Annotated in this window: 13 protein-coding genes; 7 read left to right on the forward strand and 6 right to left on the reverse strand. The window is 64.1% G+C overall.

The annotated features are described in order from the left end of the window. Nucleotides 1-256: 256 nt before the first annotated feature. The 5 genes from pstB to NZU74_19320 all read right to left on the reverse strand — a co-directional run bounded on the left by pstB (nucleotide 257) and on the right by NZU74_19320 (nucleotide 5,756). Entirely contained in the window at nucleotides 257-1,075 is an 819-nt protein-coding gene (pstB, locus tag NZU74_19300) for a phosphate ABC transporter ATP-binding protein PstB (protein MCS6883480.1), read from the reverse strand. A 258-nt stretch (nucleotides 1,076-1,333) separates the two neighbouring features. Further along, nucleotides 1,334-2,275: a phosphate ABC transporter permease PstA gene (gene pstA / locus NZU74_19305; protein MCS6883481.1), complete on the reverse strand. Its 942-nt coding sequence runs from the start codon at nucleotides 2,273-2,275 to the stop codon at nucleotides 1,334-1,336. Between the two features lie 105 nt (nucleotides 2,276-2,380). Next, on the reverse strand, nucleotides 2,381-3,235 hold the full coding sequence (pstC, locus tag NZU74_19310) for a phosphate ABC transporter permease subunit PstC (protein ID MCS6883482.1): 855 nt from the start codon (nucleotides 3,233-3,235) through the stop codon (nucleotides 2,381-2,383). 282 nt (nucleotides 3,236-3,517) lie between these two features. Continuing rightward, complete coding sequence (locus NZU74_19315) at nucleotides 3,518-4,417, reverse strand: phosphate ABC transporter substrate-binding protein (protein MCS6883483.1); 900 nt, start codon at nucleotides 4,415-4,417, stop codon at nucleotides 3,518-3,520. 340 nt (nucleotides 4,418-4,757) lie between these two features. After that, entirely contained in the window at nucleotides 4,758-5,756 is a 999-nt protein-coding gene (locus tag NZU74_19320; GenBank protein ID MCS6883484.1) for a ribose-phosphate pyrophosphokinase, read from the reverse strand. 351 nt (nucleotides 5,757-6,107) lie between these two features. Between NZU74_19320 and NZU74_19325 the strand changes: the two genes are divergently transcribed. The 4 genes from NZU74_19325 (at nucleotide 6,108) to NZU74_19340 (ending at nucleotide 11,040) form a co-directional block, all read left to right on the forward strand. Beyond that, on the forward strand, nucleotides 6,108-6,242 hold the full coding sequence (locus tag NZU74_19325) for a hypothetical protein (GenBank protein ID MCS6883485.1): 135 nt from the start codon (nucleotides 6,108-6,110) through the stop codon (nucleotides 6,240-6,242). 308 nt (nucleotides 6,243-6,550) lie between these two features. Then, nucleotides 6,551-8,950, forward strand: coding sequence for a hypothetical protein (locus NZU74_19330; GenBank protein MCS6883486.1), 2,400 nt, complete (start codon nucleotides 6,551-6,553; stop codon nucleotides 8,948-8,950). Next, entirely contained in the window at nucleotides 8,947-9,906 is a 960-nt protein-coding gene (locus NZU74_19335) for an ABC transporter ATP-binding protein (GenBank protein ID MCS6883487.1), read from the forward strand. Before NZU74_19330 ends, NZU74_19335 begins: the two co-directional genes overlap by 4 nt. Before the next feature lie 105 nt (nucleotides 9,907-10,011). Further along, entirely contained in the window at nucleotides 10,012-11,040 is a 1,029-nt protein-coding gene (locus NZU74_19340; protein ID MCS6883488.1) for an ABC transporter permease subunit, read from the forward strand. 159 nt (nucleotides 11,041-11,199) lie between these two features. Here NZU74_19340 and lexA read toward each other — a convergent pair whose 3' ends face one another. Next, on the reverse strand, nucleotides 11,200-11,862 hold the full coding sequence (gene lexA, locus NZU74_19345) for a transcriptional repressor LexA (GenBank protein ID MCS6883489.1): 663 nt from the start codon (nucleotides 11,860-11,862) through the stop codon (nucleotides 11,200-11,202). A 200-nt stretch (nucleotides 11,863-12,062) separates the two neighbouring features. Between lexA and NZU74_19350 the strand changes: the two genes are divergently transcribed. The 3 genes from NZU74_19350 to NZU74_19360 form a co-directional block, all read left to right on the forward strand. Continuing rightward, nucleotides 12,063-13,097, forward strand: coding sequence for an ROK family protein (locus NZU74_19350; GenBank protein ID MCS6883490.1), 1,035 nt, complete (start codon nucleotides 12,063-12,065; stop codon nucleotides 13,095-13,097). Between the two features lie 7 nt (nucleotides 13,098-13,104). After that, entirely contained in the window at nucleotides 13,105-14,520 is a 1,416-nt protein-coding gene (locus NZU74_19355) for a hypothetical protein (GenBank protein MCS6883491.1), read from the forward strand. Nucleotides 14,521-14,730: 210 nt separating this feature from the next. Next, a partial coding sequence (locus NZU74_19360) for a 3-hydroxyacyl-CoA dehydrogenase NAD-binding domain-containing protein (GenBank protein MCS6883492.1) occupies nucleotides 14,731-15,026 on the forward strand: 296 nt, incomplete at its 3' end.

A 15,026-nucleotide genomic window follows, 5' to 3' on the forward strand; every position in this document is an offset into this window, starting at 1 on the left:
CCCTCAGCCGCCTGGCGCTCTGGGGATTCGGCTGTGCCATCATAAATGTCCCTCCCTGGTGAGATTGCGGATGGTAGAACTCCGCTTGCAGCCTGGACGCGGCCAGTCTGGACGAGATCCCGCTCGGCCGAAGCTCCAGCAGGTCGTCTATAACTGCTTTCGCGCTTATCTGGATACCCGGGGTATCCACTTTCTTTCTGGAAGGACGCGGGCCTACCGGACCCTCTTCGCGGGCAGGGTTTCCTCGGACATACGCTTAGCCGAACTGCCCGGAGATGTATTCCTCCGTCTGCGGGTTCTGCGGATTGGTAAAGATCTGGTCCGTGGGGCCGAATTCGACCACAATTCCAGCCCTGTCCATCGGATCAACGTTCATCATGAAGCAGTAGTCGCTGGCGCGGGCCGCCTGCTGCATATTGTGGGTAACGATAATGATGGTGTAGTAGCGCTTCAAACCCAGCATCAACTCCTCGACCTGTTGCGTCGCGATCGGGTCGAGCGCCGAGGCCGGCTCGTCCATCAGCAGCACCTCGGGATGGGTCGCAATTGCCCGCGCGATGCAGAGACGCTGCTGCTGCCCGCCAGACAGGCTTTGCCCCGACTTGTGGAGCTTGTCCTTGACCTCGTTCCACAGCCCGGCCTCGGTAAGCGCCCACTCGACAATCTCGTCGAGTTCGCTCTTCGGGAGCCGTTCGTACAGGCGCACGCCGAAGGCCACGTTGTCGTAGATGCTCATCGGGAACGGGTTGGGACGCTGGAAGACCATGCCCACCCGCTGGCGCAGGGCGACCGGATCAACGGACTCTCCGTAGATATCTACGTCGCCCACCAGGATCTTGCCCTCCACCCGGAAGACGGGCACGCGGTCATTGATGCGGTTGATCGAGCGTAGCACGGTAGATTTGCCGCAACCCGAAGGACCGATCACCGAGGTGATCGCCCGTGGCGGGATGTTCAGATTAATATCCTTTACCGCGCGATACGTGCCATAGTAGAGATGGACGTTTTGAAGACGCACGGCTGCCGCCGCCTGGGAACCCGCGGCGACGCCCTTGACCGAGGCAGTTGCCGTCATATGTTGATTTCTCCCCTTCTGACCGCTGGTTAGTACGACAACGAGACTTCGTCTCTGCCGGAGCTGCGGGGGCCTGCGGCCTCCGCAGAATCGCCCATTCCGGTGCGGCGCTTTCGGAGGGGCTTCGCCCCTCCGAGCCTCCCCTACAAGGAGAAGTTTCGTTGTAGTATGAGGGTCGGAAAACCAGGTTTTCCCACGCCCCTGCCTGATGGAAGGGGTTCACCCTCCCAGAACGCCATCGCGGATCCGGACAGGCTCTTAGCGCAGCCCGCGCAGGCGCTGATTCAAGTTCCGCGTCAGCAGGGCGCCCGCCAGGCTCAGGATCAGCACGATAATGATCAGCAGCGCGGCCGCCCCGGCAGCCACCGCATTTGCGTCCTTCAGGCCAGGCACGCCGATGATCTTCAACACCCAGATGCGTACCGCCAGCGTCTCTCCGGGAAGGAACGGGTTGAGACTGAACTGGGCATTGGGGGAAATCGAGGTGCCCATGGTGAGAATGAGCGGCGCCGTTTCACCGATCACGCGCCCGGCAGTGAGCACAATGGCAGTAATGATGCCCGGCAGGGCCGTGGGCAACACCAGTTTGCCCAGCGTCTCCCACGGCCTCGCGGCGAGAGCCTGGCTGGCCTCACGGTATTCCTTCGGCACCGTCCGGATGGCTTCCTGGCTTACCCGCACCATCAGCGGCAGGTTCAGGATCGTCAAGGTCAGCGCACCGGCAATCAGACTGTACCCCAGGCCGAAGGTGACCAGGAATACCGCCGCGCCAAAGGTGCCGAACACTACCGATGGCACAGTAGAGAGGGCCTCGACGCAGAAGCGCACCGCGTTGGTAAAGCGGTTGGGCCAGGCAAACTCCTCGAGGTAGATGGCCGCGCCAACGCCGAGCGGCACAGTAAACAGCAGCGTGAGCACCAGCAAGTACATGGTGCACCACAACTGCGGCCCGATGCCGCCGCCGGGCTGGGTCAGCGAACTGGCTGTGGTTAGAAACTGCCAGCTCAACTGGGGCACCCCGAGGATGAGGATACGGCCAATAATCAACACCAGGAGCGCCACCAGAATCCCCACCGCGGCGAACAACACCCCCGTGCCGATCCGGTCATAGAGCTTCGCGCGCTGCTGGGCCGCCGTTCGCGCTTCGCTGCGCGCCGCGTGGCGCGCAGCGAGCACATCAATCTGCGCCTCCGAACTCATAGCTCTTCTCCCTGAGCCTTCCTCTTGAAGACGGCTTCCTTCGGATGAGGAAATGGTCCTTCCCCTCGCCTCGGCCCAACGCACCCTCAGAGACAAGGTTGCAGGTTACGCGCGTCTGGCTGAGAACCGCCGCACTAGCACAATCAACCCGAAGGTGATACATAGGAGCAAAAACGCGACCATAATAAGCGCGTAGCGCTGCGTCGGCAGAGCCGCTTCGGGCAACTGTGTAACGATCGCTGCGGGCATCGTGGTAGCGCCGGTAACGAGGTTGGGAGGGATGCGCGAGGTAATGTTCCCGATTACCATCTGCACCGCCATCGTTTCGCCAATGGCGCGGCCCATCCCCAGAATCACCGCTGTGAGCAATCCGGATCGCGCTGCTGGCAGCAGTACCCGCATAATCATCTGCAGCCGCGTGGCCCCCAGGGCCTCGGCGCCCTCGCGGAGCGAGTTTGGCACCGAGCGCAGCGCGTCCGAAGCAATGCTGATAATCGTTGGCTGAACCATTAGCACGAGGATGAGCGCAGCCGGCAATATGCCCTGACCTAGCGGGGCGTTGAAGGTTTCCCGAACCCAAGGCACCAAAACCGCCAGGGCGATCAGTCCGAAGATTACCGAAGGCACCGCCGCAAACATATCAACGACCACTCCCAGCGGCTCCCGAATGCGCTCTGGGGCGATTTCAGCAAGATAAATCGCCGCTCCAAGAGCGATCGGGGTGCTGATTACCATAGCAATTAATGTGGTCATTACGGTGCCGTAGAGCAGCGGCACTACTCCGAACACCTGCGCAGTCTTGTCCCAGGTTGTGCCGAAGAAAAATTCGATTGGACTGGTGAAGGTAAAGATCCGTAGTCCATACAGTCCAAGAAAGCCGATCAGTGCGGCAACGGCAAGCACGATGATCGCGGCGCAGGCAAAGAAGATCGTTTGGGCGCGTATCAATGGCTGGGTCATATTGCACCTTGCCTGAGACTGATTCCGCTCCGAGGCCTACTACATACATACAAGTTCGGGAGGCGAGGAGGACGGCGACCTCCAGGATCCCTATCTGACACGTTAAAGCCTGGTTTTGAGGGAGGGTTGGCCCATCCCAGGGCTCACACAACGTCCGCCTCCAGGTGGGGCTAAAGCGGCGGAGCCGCCCGTCCAGTCGGTTGGTTTTGGCGGCCTGGCCGCCAAAACCAACCCAGAACCCAGGGAGTGGGTGAAGCCCCTGAGACTTGAGCATAGCCCGCATTAGCGTGAACCGGCCGCTTTCAGTGCTGGCGAGACGAAGCCAAGATTCTGCCAGATGGGGTCGTTGGCGAATTCCGCGCTGGTTATGAAGTTCAGGAACGCCTGCTCGAGTTCGCTGGGCGGGCCTTTGGTAATTCCAAAGCCGGGGCCGCCGATGGGCCATTTGCCGGCCGCGATGTTGGCTTCGGACAACTCGACAACCTGGCCAGCATCGTCCAGTACATTGAAGGCGACTATCCCCGCATCACCGAGGAAGGCAAAGCCGAGGTAGGAGATCGCGCCGGGCGTCTGGCGAATGTTGTTGACCACCGTCTGGTTGGCATCCACCTCGGCGGCGCCGGTGGCAAACTGGGAGTCGTCGCCATTGAAAAGATAGTTCGCCATCTGAGCGCGGGTTCCTGAACCAGCCGCGCGGTTAATCACGACGATCCGCTGGTCGGTCCCGCCGACTTCCGACCAGTTGGTGATCTTCCCGCTGAAGATGCCTACCAGTTGTTCGCGACTCAGCGCCTTCACGTCTCCGGGACCCTGCGGGTTCGCCGCCGCGCCAAAGGCCTGAACGGCCACGACCGTCTCCACTGCATCGGCGCAGTTGAGACTCTGCTTTTCCTCTTCTGAGAGGGGCACATCGCTAGTGCCGATGTCAATAGTGCCCTTGCACACATTGGCGCGCCCGGCACCTGAGCCGCCAGCGGAAACGGTGATCCGTACAGCGGCATTCTCCCTCTGAAAGACCTGGGCTGCCTGATCCACCAGGGGTTGCAGCGCCGACGACCCGGCGATCGTCATGTTGCCCCGCAATCCATCGCCGCCTGTAGTGCCACCCTGACCACAGGCCACTGGCAGCAGGCTCAGCCCAACCAGGGCGATCAGGACGATAGGCATTCCTTTCCTGAGCATACGCTCCTCCATACGCGTAGGACGCTACTCGGCATCGCTAGCTTAGCAAGCCTGGCGCGGAGACGTATTACTCAAAATGCCCCAATTCTTGTTTCCTTGAATACTCCTTTTTGTATGACCATCTCGTCATGAGAGCCTATCAGGACACCTCCTTCGGGGAGGGTGGGGAACCCGGGGCGCCCCGCGCCCCGGCCCGCGGGGAAGACTCGGAGGGTGGGAACCCGGGGCGCGGGGCGCCCCGGCCTGAGGAAAGCGACTGGGAGAGCGAAGCCCTCCCAGTCCCTCCCGTTGAGCTGCGGTGTGGGGGAAAGCGGGGTTCTCCGCGCTCCTGGAACTGCGTTCACCCCAGCGCCGGATGCTTGCGATGGGTAAAAATTGCATCCACGGAAATGCCGCTATGGATGCGCTGGATCACCTCACCCAGCAGCGTGCTGACGCTCAGCACGGTCAACCCTGGCCAGTGTTGTTCGGGCGACAGGGGAAGCGTATCGGTGACCACCACCTCGCGCAGCCCGCACTGCTGCAGGCGCTGCGCCGCCTCGCTGACGAACACCGCATGCACACAGCAGGCGTAAAGTTCACGGGCGCCCTCGCGTTCGAGCAGGCGCGCGACCTCCAGGATCGAGCCGCCAGTGGCGATCTCATCGTCAACGATCAGGCAGCGTTTGCCGGTTACATCGCCGATCAGATTCAGCGCCTCGGTTGAAGTCAACGGCCCATCGCGGCGCCCCAACTGCTGAGTGCGGCGCTTCTCGACGATCGCCAGCGGCGCGCCAATGGCCTCGGCGAAGTTTCGTCCGCGTTTGGCAAAGCCGACATCGGGCGCCACGACGATCAGATCATCCCAGCCCTTGTCGGCCCAGTAGCGCACCAGCAGGGGCATGGCCGTCAACTCGTCCATCGGAATGCTGAAGAAGCCCTGGATCTGCCCGGCATGCAGATCAATCGTGAGGACCTGATGCGCGCCAGCGGCCTGGATCATGTCGGCCAGCAGCCGGGCCGTAATCGGAACGCGCGGCTGGTCCTTCTTGTCGGTGCGACCATAGGCGTAGTAGGGGATCACCGCGGTGATGCGCCCGGCCGAGGCGCGCTTGCACGCATCGAGCAGGATCAATAACTCCATGATCCGGTCGCTCAGGTTGGGAGTCGAAAGTGATTGGACGACGAATACGTCCTTTTCCCGGACGCTTTCGTTGAGTTTGACAAAAATGTTCTCATTCGCAAACTTGACAATCGTCGCATCTCCCAACGGTACGCCAACCCGCTCACAGATCGCCTGAGCAAGGGGGATATTTCCATTGCCCGAGAAGATCCGCATCTCATCAAAGCGACTGCCCATGGCGCCTCCCTGCACGCTTGCAAGCTCCGCTGACAGCTCGTCGGAGGATGGAGAAACGTTGGTTCCCCATGACCCCGCCAGAATTGTAGCATCCTCACCGAGAGTTCCTGCCGGTTGCCCGGAGCGCCGAAATCGTGAAGAAAAACTCCCGAAATTGGTATGGACGTGGTGCGATCTTTTCGCTATACTACCCTATACAAGATAACGACGCATGCCGACCATGGCGGCGCGAAGTCCGTAGCGGCCTGATGAACGATGGCGGTGAGCTGGTTCTCGTTAGAGCGGCCTCCCTCCAGTCCCAATCCGTTCAGATGAACGTTTCAGGCCAGTAGGTCGAAAGGAACCCCTGCTATGAGCGCACTCGTTTTCCTTGCTATCGCCATCGTTCTCGCCCTGGTCTCCGTTGCGGCGCTGCGCGAAGTCCAGCACGCGCCCGCGCGCGTCGTTATCGAGCCAGATACGCTGCTGCGCCGGCGTCGTCGCTAGGGCGGCTCCTCCGGGCGCTCCGTACCGGCATCACCGTGAGGTTTCCTGCGTCTACACCCAGCTACTCGGAATCGAACTGGCATCCGACGTTTTCCCGGACTTCTCCCCTTCACTCGTGCGCCTGGCGTTCACAGGCCAGGCAGTGGGCTCGCTGTAGACCTGGATGGCGATTCTCTATACCGCAAGGCGGCCGTGGAACTTCCACCGCCGCCTTCTCGTCTGTATAGCAGGCCTGTATCTCTGCGCCGGCAGGTCAACCTTCTTGAGTAATGCTCGAACGGTAGCGTGTCTCGCGAGGAGCGCCGGTTGTGTCCCGATCCTTCCGTCGTTTGCTCCCCATTCTACTGATTGCACCGATCTTGACTGCCACCCTGGCACAGACGGGCCGCGCCGCACCCGTCGCCGCAGAGACGATCAGCCTCACTGCCCGGCCCGCCTATGAGGGGCTGTTTCGCCCCAACCACTGGATGCCGATCATTGTTGAACTGGCCAACGAGGGCCCTGGCCGGATCGTAGAGGTGCGCGTCAGCAGCCGCGAGGGCGCCCGCTACACGACCGTCGTCGAGTTGCCGAACCGCGGGCGTAAAGCAGTTCCCATTTATGTCTACCTGACTCCCGCTTCGCGGCGGCTGCGGGTGCAGGCGCTCGACGCGGGCCAGGAACTCGCCGCCACGAACCTGCAACTCCCCCCGCTCAATCCTCGGGCCCGTTACGTCGCCATCGTCGGTCCAAACGACGCGCCGGTGAACCTGGCCGCGCGTCTGTCCGGCGGGGACGTGCTCGTCCCGGTTACGCTGCGTCCCGGAAACTTCCCTGAGCACGGCCTCGGCCTCAGTGTGTTTGAGACGATCATTCTGGAAGATGCGTCTACTGAGAAGTTGAACGACCGGCAGCGCGTAGCGCTTAGCGAGTGGGTGCTCCGGGGCGGCCAGTTGATCCTCGGCGGCGGAGATGGACTGCAACGCACCCTGGCCGGCCTGCCTGAGACTCTGCGAACAGTAACGGTGACCGCAGTCGAGCCGGTGGCCGCCACGTCGCTGTTCGGCGCCGCTGCCGGAGCCGGCTCGGTGCCGCTGGCCCGCCTGAAACCTCTGCAACGGGCTGGCGCCCCTTCTCCCTATGCCGTACCGCTCGTCCCCGGCGCGAATGTGAGCGCCCTGGAGCAGAGCCTGGGGCGCGGCGCGATCACCGTGACCCCATGGCCGCTGGTCCATCCGGCGGTCCGGGCGTGGGTCGAGGCCCCGGAGGCGTGGGAGGTGTTGCTGCGCCCTCTCGTGCCGCCGCCGCCGGGCTTCGAGGCTCAGGCCACGCACCCCGACAGCTTCCTCGAAAGCAGTCTGGCCGCCAGTCTCACCAGCCTGCCGGTCCTGGAGTTTCCCCCCCTCGGGTTGCTGGCCGGACTGGTGCTGGCCTACATTATCCTGGTAGGTCCGGTCACCTATCTGGTACTGCGCCGCTTCGACCGGCAGGCCTGGGGCTGGATCGCGGTTCCGGCGGTTACCCTCGTCTTTGCCGGGTTGACCTATGGCGTCGGCTACGCCCGGCGCGGCGGCGACGTGCTGCTGGCCTCGGTCAACCTGGTCGAGACATTCGACGGCGATGCGGCCCGTTTGCGTTCCTTCATCGGGCTGTTCTCCCCCGAACGGCGGATGTACAGTCTGCGCGTCGCGGCAGCGAACGACGCCGCTCCACTGCTGCGCCCGGTCTCCATCCAGGGGCCGTGGGATCCGTCCACGGCCGGCGGCGGCGTGTTTCTCCAGGAAGGCGGCGCGGGCGCGCAAGCGCACTCCTTCGAGGTGGCCCAGTGGTCCATGCGCGCGGTGACGACCGATGTGATTACCAGCTCGATGGGCCTCGCCGCCCAGCTCACCATTGCAGGCGACGAGCTGCGCGGCGAGGTCGAGAACCAGGGCGATCAGGCGCTGCTGGATGTAGCCCTGGTGCAGGGCGACCGGGTGGCGCGCCTGGGCGATCTGGCGCCAGGCGAGCGCCGCAGCGCCGTGCTTCGACGCCAGCGCCTGGGCCAGCCTGGTCTGCTCGGGCCGGTCTTCCCGCTGGGGTACCTGATCTACCACGAAGAGATCGACCAACAGGGTCAGTCTGGCGTCCAGCCGATCCCTGCCTATGTGCAGCAGCGCATCCGCATTCTCGACGCGTACTACAGCTATGGCCTGTCGCTTCGGAACGGTCAGCCTCTGGTCATTGCCTGGCAGCGCGCGCCAGCTCTGGCGGCGAACCTCGACGCGACGCGAACCACCGCCCAGCACACGACGCTCATCACTGCTACGCCGCAGATACGGTTTGTCGGCAATACGGTGACGCTGGGGCGAGGGTGGCTGGCGACCCGCTTCGAGAGCGCCGCCACCGTCACCTGCACGGGCGGCCAGGGTCTGGGCCTGCTGGTGCGCTCCGAGCCGGCGGTGATGAGCCTGGTGCTGCCCCGCGACCTGTACGGCTTGCGTCCGGAGGCGCTGACCCTGGAAACCGGCGCCGATGGTCCCTGGCAAAACACCACCGTGATTGAACTGTACAACTGGGACGCGGGCGTCTGGGAAGCGCAAACGCTGACGCACCGTTCGCAGCCCATCGAGGCCCCGGAGCGCTTCCTGAGCAGCAACGGGGTTATTCGCGTGCGATTAAGCAACCCTCTGGGCAATGCTGGCGGATGTATCTACGTAGATGCCACACTGAAGGGAAGCCTGCCATGACCCCGGCGATCGAAACGGTCAATCTCACCCGGCGCTACGGCCGCACGTTGGCTCTCGACCATCTAAACCTGACGGTGGCACGGGGGAGCATTTACGGCTTTATCGGCCCCAACGGCGCCGGCAAGACCACTACCCTGCGCCTGCTCGCCGGGCTGATTGAGCCGACCTCCGGGGAAGTGCGGCTCATGGGCCAGCGGCTCATCCCCGGCGGCGGCCAGCGCCTGGTGGGCTACATGCCCGACTTCTTTGGCGTCTACGACGATCTGCGGGTCTGGGAATACCTCGATTTCTTCGCCCGCTGCTACGGACTGGACGCGGCGCGCCGCCGCCGGACGGTGGACGAACTGCTCAGTCTGGTGGATCTCGCCGATCGGCGCAACGCCTATGTGCAGAGCCTGTCGCGGGGCATGCAGCAACGGCTCTGCCTGGCCCACGCCCTGGTGCACGATCCGCCCGTGTTGCTGCTCGACGAACCGGCGAGCGGTCTGGACCCGCGGGCGCGCGTGGAGCTGCGGGAATTGCTGCGCACCCTGCGGGACATGGGCAAGACGGTGGTAGTTAGTTCGCACATTTTGAGCGAGCTGGCCGAGGTGTGCAACGAGATCGGGATCATTGACAGCGGGAAGATGGTGGTCAGCGGGCCGGTGGAGACGGTGCGCCGGCAGTTGGAAGGAAGCGCCCGGCTGCGCATCCGCGTGCTGCGGGGCCTGGAGACAGCGCAGACCCTGCTACAGCAACTGGCGGCCGCGCCAGAGGAGGGCCTGCCGCGGCTGCGGGGCGTGCGGGCCGATCCCTCCGACGCGGCAGTAGTGCTGGTTGAGGTGGAGGAAAGCGACGAAGAGCGGCAGGCGGCGCTGCTGACGCGCCTGGTGCAGGCGGGGGTGGTGGTAAGCGAGTTTCGAGCGCAGGCGGAGAACCTGGAGGAGCTGTTCCTGCGCCTGACAGCGGCGGAGTAGTATCATTTCGGATTGGGGATTTTGGATTTCGGATTGCTGAATATGGCGTCCCGATCAAACCTGGCGCTGACGCGCCTACACGCTGTGTAGCAGGAAGTTGGAAGTATGCAGGGAATACGCCTCCAGAGACCACAACTGAACCCGATCATCGTGCGCGAGGCGCGCACACGCATGCGGGGCGCGCGGCCCTATGTGGTTCTGACCGTATTTCTCACGCTACTGGCCCTGACCGGAGCGGGGATCTTTCAATTGATGGCGCAACAGGCGCGCTTCGGCGGCGTGCTCCTGAGCGCCCAGGTGGGTCAGGGATTATTCAAGGGCCTGGCCTTTGTGGAGTTGCTGCTCGTCGTATTTCTGGCCCCGGCGATGACCAGCGGAGCCATCAGCAGTGAGCGGGAAGGATTGACCTACGATATGCTCATAGCCACGCCCCTGCGGCCTGAGCAGATATTATGGGGCAAACTGGTGGCGGCGCTGGGTTACCTGTTCATGCTGATCTTTGCCGCCGTGCCGGTGTTCAGCGTTGTCTTTGTGTTTGGCGGCGTCGAGCCTCTGGCCCTGTTGAAGGCGCTGGCGCTTCTGGTCATGACAACGATCTTCTTCGGGACGCTGGGCCTGTTTTGTTCGGCCCTGCTGCAGCGGACCACGCTGGCAACGGTGGTGGCCTACGCCCTGGTGTTGCTGCTGCTGGCCGTGCCGCTGCTGCTCGCGACCGTCTGGGAGCGATTTACGATGCCGCCGGGGCAGGCGCCGCCGCCGGCGCTGGTGTACCTGCAACCCTTCAGCGCGCTGACAGCGATCACCACGTTCACACCATCGGATGACCAGGCGATGAACTTCTTCGGCTACGGCGATCCCCTGAGCGGCCTGCCGTTTTTGACCATGTTGTGGCCCGGGGTCATCCTCTCCGGGCCGGGAGGCCCGATGGTAGCGCCGATCTACCGGGCAACACTGATCTTCTACGCCATGCTGACGGTGCTACTCGGCTGGATGACGACGCACCTGATAGTGCCGGGGCGGCGCTGGCGCCCGCGCGGGAGCGATCTGGGGTTTGCGCTGCTGCTGCTGGCGATGGGGCTGGCAGCCTACGTCTGGCGCGACTGGTGGCACGTGACTCCGCCGCGTGCGGGGTGAGCGATTTCACGCAGGAACACCTCAGGATTGAGGGCAGGAGAATCCGGCTTTCCCGCGATGCCAGCGGCGGCCTCAGTCGCGCTGAAGGCCGCGGCTCAGGATTGAGGGCGGGAGAATCCGGCTTTCCCGCCCTCTACCAGCCACCGGGAAGAGAAACCTTCAGAGCAGGCTGCGCAGCACTCCTACGACGCGCCCCTGGATGCGCACGTTCTCAGGGGAGGTATAAATTGGTTCCATGGTGCTGTTGGCCGGCTGAAGACGAACCCGGTTGCCCTCCAGGTAAAACTTCTTGAGGGTCACCGCGTTTTCATCAATCAGCCACGCGGCGACCATCTGGCCGTTCTCGGCCTTCTCCTGGTGGCGCAGGAGCACAATGTCACCATCGTCAATCAGCGCGTCAATCATAGACTGGCCGCGCACCCGCAGGGCGAACACGTTGGCGAGCTTTTCCGGGGGAATGATCTCGGCAGGCACTTCGATCTTCTCGGCCGCCTCTGTATCCACCTCTTGCGGGTCGGGGAGCGGAGAACCGGCGGTGATCACCCCTAGCAGCGGCACGAGACCGGCTCTGCCACTCAGCCTGACGGGCGCAGCGTCACCGCGCGACGTTAGCCGGATCCCGCGCGACACCTTGCCGTTACGACTGAGCAGGCCCTTGTCCCTCAGGGCGTTGAGGTTGTAGGCCACCACCGACGTCGAGCTGATCTTGAGTCCGCGCTGAATATCGCGAATTGCCGGCGGGTAGCCGTTCTCACGTACAAAGTCCTCGATGAAGTCAAGGATCTCTTTTTGACGATCCGAAGGCTCATCGCTTCGACGCATGTTCCCCATCCTTTCTCTGGCCGCAGCCCGGATGGGGCCAACGGCGAACGTTCAACAAGGCGTGTGCGCTGTGCGAACCGCTCTGGCTGCGCGCGTCGCATGGCGCAGCCAGAGGCGCCGGAGTAGAACTTTTGTAGCAAGTATAGCAAAGAAAACACTTGTGCGTCAAGAGGGCGGGAAGAGGGATGAGGAAAGCGGGTTTGCCTATCCTTCTCCCCCTGGCAAAGACGGTGTATCAGCAACGTCTGGCGGCAGGGCGCCGCTCCTGGCCCTCCCGGCGGCGTGCTATAATCGCGGGTATGGAGTATGTCATCACCGTAGATCTGGGGGGCACCTTCTTGCGCGCTGCGCTGGTGACGGCGCGCGGGGAAATCCTTGCCCACGAGCGCATTCCCACCGAGGTCGAAGCCGGCCCTGCGGCCGTCATCGGGCGGATAGTGGGGTTGATCGAGCGGATGCACGCCAGGCTGCCGGAGGGCGCCGCCATGCTCGGCGTGGGAATTGGCGCGCCCGGCCCTCTCGATCCGGCCACGGGGACGGTGTATTCGCCGCCGAATATGCCCGGCTGGCACACGGTGCCCTTGCGTTCGATGATCGCCGAGGCCACCGGGCTGCCAGTAGAACTGGGCAACGACGCCAATGTCGCCGCGCTGGGCGAGTGGCGTTTCGGCGGCGGCCAGGGCTGCCGCGATCTGGTCTACGTCACAGTAAGCACCGGCATCGGCGGCGGGGTGATCAGCGATGGGCGCCTGTTGCTGGGACGCATGGGCGCGGGCGCCGAGCTGGGGTTCATGATCCTCGATGCCGAAGGGGGCACAGTCTGGGAGGATCTGGCTTCGGGCACGGCTCTGGGGCGCGCCGCCGCCGCGGCAATGCCTGCGCGCCCCGAGAGCCTCTTGCACCAGCGGGCCACGCCGGCTACGGTGACCGGCGCCGATGTGGCCGCCGCCGCGGCTGCGGGCGATGCGCTGGCCGCCGAATTGATGGACCGCGAAGCGCGGCTGCTCGGCCTGGGATTCGCCTCGATCCTGCACATTTTCAGCCCGGAGATCGTGATCGCTGGCGGCGGAGTGATCTTGAACAATCCGGGCTTGCTTGAACGAGCCCGAGCAATCGCCTACGCCCACGTAAAGGTGGCCCTCTATCGCGACGTGCCGATCATCGCCGCCACCCTGGGCGATAATGCCGGTCTGCTCGGAGCAGCCGCGCTGGTGCTGGCCGCCCGGGAGCGGTAGCGCGTCTATGGACTACGCCGAACCATCGCCAGTTCTGCGGAGCGCCGCCCGCCAGCGCACCCTGCTGCTGGCCTGGCTGACGCTCCTGTTCTTTTTTGCTCTGTTTGCCGGGATGGTCGCCTGGGCCCTGTGGACCGCGCGCCAGGTCTACCGCACCACTACCGAGCCGCGCGAGGCGGTGCTGATCCTGCGCGGTCCCGCCGAGGCGATCGCCTGGCGACCGGCCAATCGCACGGTGTATCAAGGCTCGCGCGACCAGCAGCCGCTGGCCGAGGGCGACTCGGTGCGGATCGTGGCTTCCGCCGGCTATGGGCAGATGGCCAGTGTGCGCCTGTTCGAGAACAGCCAGCTCGATCTGTGGGCCGGCGCCGAAATGACGATGGAGACGCTACGCACCAGTCGCTGGCACAGCGGCACCCTCGAGATTGCCATCCGCCAGCGGGCCGGTTATGTCCGCTACGACATCAAGCCCGACCAGCGCTACGAGCAGGCTCGCTACACGGTGCGGGTGGCCGACGCGCTGATTGAGCTGGGAGTTGGCGGCAGTTACAGCATCGAGTTGCTTCCACCCGAGCGCGCGGTGCTGCGACCCGATGGCGGCAATGCCCTCTTCGCCGACGTAGCGGTGCGCAGCGGCGTGGCAGTGGTGCGCGGAGCCGACGGGCGCAGCGTCGAGGTGCGGCCCCGCGAACGCCTCGTGCTCGACCCGGCCGGCGTGCCCGGCGTGGTCGTGCCTGCCCGCTGGGAGCTGATCCGCGATGGCGGCTTCAGCCAGTTCAGCGAGGAGGAATACAATAACACAACCCGCCAGGACGACCCGACCCTGCCTCGATCCACGACCTGGCGGGTCTACTCCGGCCCGGCATTGCCGCTGGAACAACGGGGCTTCTTTCGCCTCTCGCCGATCTGCCGCCCCCAGCTCCCCGAGGGAAGCTGCGGCCCGGAGGACCGGCGCGTGGCCGCCTGGTTCTACCGGCCCGGCAACCAGGTCAGCGGCTTTACCACGGGAATCAAGCAGGATCTGGGGCCACGCGGCGAAGGGGTTGACATCTCGGAGTACCGCTCGCTACGCTTTTCCCTCTGGGCGCGCATTCTCTACCAGTCGCTCAACGATGTGGGCGACCGCGGCACAGAGTGTCCGGTGATGATCCGCCTGGTAGCTAAGCGCAGCTCACCCGCCGATCCGGAGGAGGAGCGCGTCGTCTGCGTCTACAGCGACAATGATGATCAGCCCCCACGGGTGACCCAGCCCGGCGTTACGTATATTCCTATTGAACGGGCCGCCTGGGCCAATATCAGCTTCGATCTGCGCGACGAAGGCTGGCTCCCTGACTATCGCCTGTTGCGCAGCATTGAGATCTATGCCAATGGACACGACTACGACTCGCGGGTCACCGAGGTGTCGCTGATTGGCGAGCAGTGAGGACCAGAAGGGATCTGCCTGACGATCGCGCCTTCACCATGGAGGTGGGGAGGCGGGAGGTGGAGCGCCTGCGGATCGGTTCTCATCTCCACATCTCTACAGCTCCCCACCTCCACAGACCGGCCAGGAGGGAGGGTGAAGCAACGGTTAAGCTGGAACGACCAGATCTGAAATATGCCTTGAATAGAACGAGCAGGGGGCTGAGGCTTCATGAAAACGATATGCGTTGTCGGCGCCGGTTATGTGGGCCTTGCCACAGCAGTCTGTTTTGCCGACCTGGGCAACCGGGTCACCGGCGTAGAGATCGATCCGCACAAGCTGGATCTGCTGCGAAGCGGGAAGACGCCGATCTACGAGCCGGGTTTGCAGGAGTTGCTGGACCGGAACATGCGCGCCGGGCGGCTGAGTTTTACCGATGACTACGCCGCGGCCCTCGACGGGGCCGAACTGGTCTTCATCACCGTCGGCACTCCCATGGGCCCCGACGGCGCCGCCGACCTCAGCCA

Source organism: Chloroflexaceae bacterium, assembly GCA_025057155.1.
In the GTDB taxonomy this organism is placed as follows: domain Bacteria; phylum Chloroflexota; class Chloroflexia; order Chloroflexales; family Chloroflexaceae; genus JACAEO01.

Excerpts from the sequence above, each read along its gene's own strand:
- pstC (MCS6883482.1), bottom strand. The coding sequence starts at position 3,235 with ATGACCCAGCCATTGATACGCGCCCAAACGATCTTCTTTGCCTGCGCC.
- NZU74_19315 (MCS6883483.1), bottom strand. The coding sequence starts at position 4,417 with ATGCTCAGGAAAGGAATGCCTATCGTCCTGATCGCCCTGGTTGGGCTG.
- pstA (MCS6883481.1), bottom strand. The coding sequence starts at position 2,275 with ATGAGTTCGGAGGCGCAGATTGATGTGCTCGCTGCGCGCCACGCGGCG.
- NZU74_19355 (MCS6883491.1), top strand. The coding sequence starts at position 13,105 with ATGGACTACGCCGAACCATCGCCAGTTCTGCGGAGCGCCGCCCGCCAG.
- NZU74_19340 (MCS6883488.1), top strand. The coding sequence starts at position 10,012 with ATGCAGGGAATACGCCTCCAGAGACCACAACTGAACCCGATCATCGTG.
- lexA (MCS6883489.1), bottom strand. The coding sequence starts at position 11,862 with ATGCGTCGAAGCGATGAGCCTTCGGATCGTCAAAAAGAGATCCTTGAC.
- NZU74_19325 (MCS6883485.1), top strand. The coding sequence starts at position 6,108 with ATGAGCGCACTCGTTTTCCTTGCTATCGCCATCGTTCTCGCCCTGGTC.
- NZU74_19335 (MCS6883487.1), top strand. The coding sequence starts at position 8,947 with ATGACCCCGGCGATCGAAACGGTCAATCTCACCCGGCGCTACGGCCGC.
- NZU74_19320 (MCS6883484.1), bottom strand. The coding sequence starts at position 5,756 with ATGGGCAGTCGCTTTGATGAGATGCGGATCTTCTCGGGCAATGGAAAT.
- pstB (MCS6883480.1), bottom strand. The coding sequence starts at position 1,075 with ATGACGGCAACTGCCTCGGTCAAGGGCGTCGCCGCGGGTTCCCAGGCG.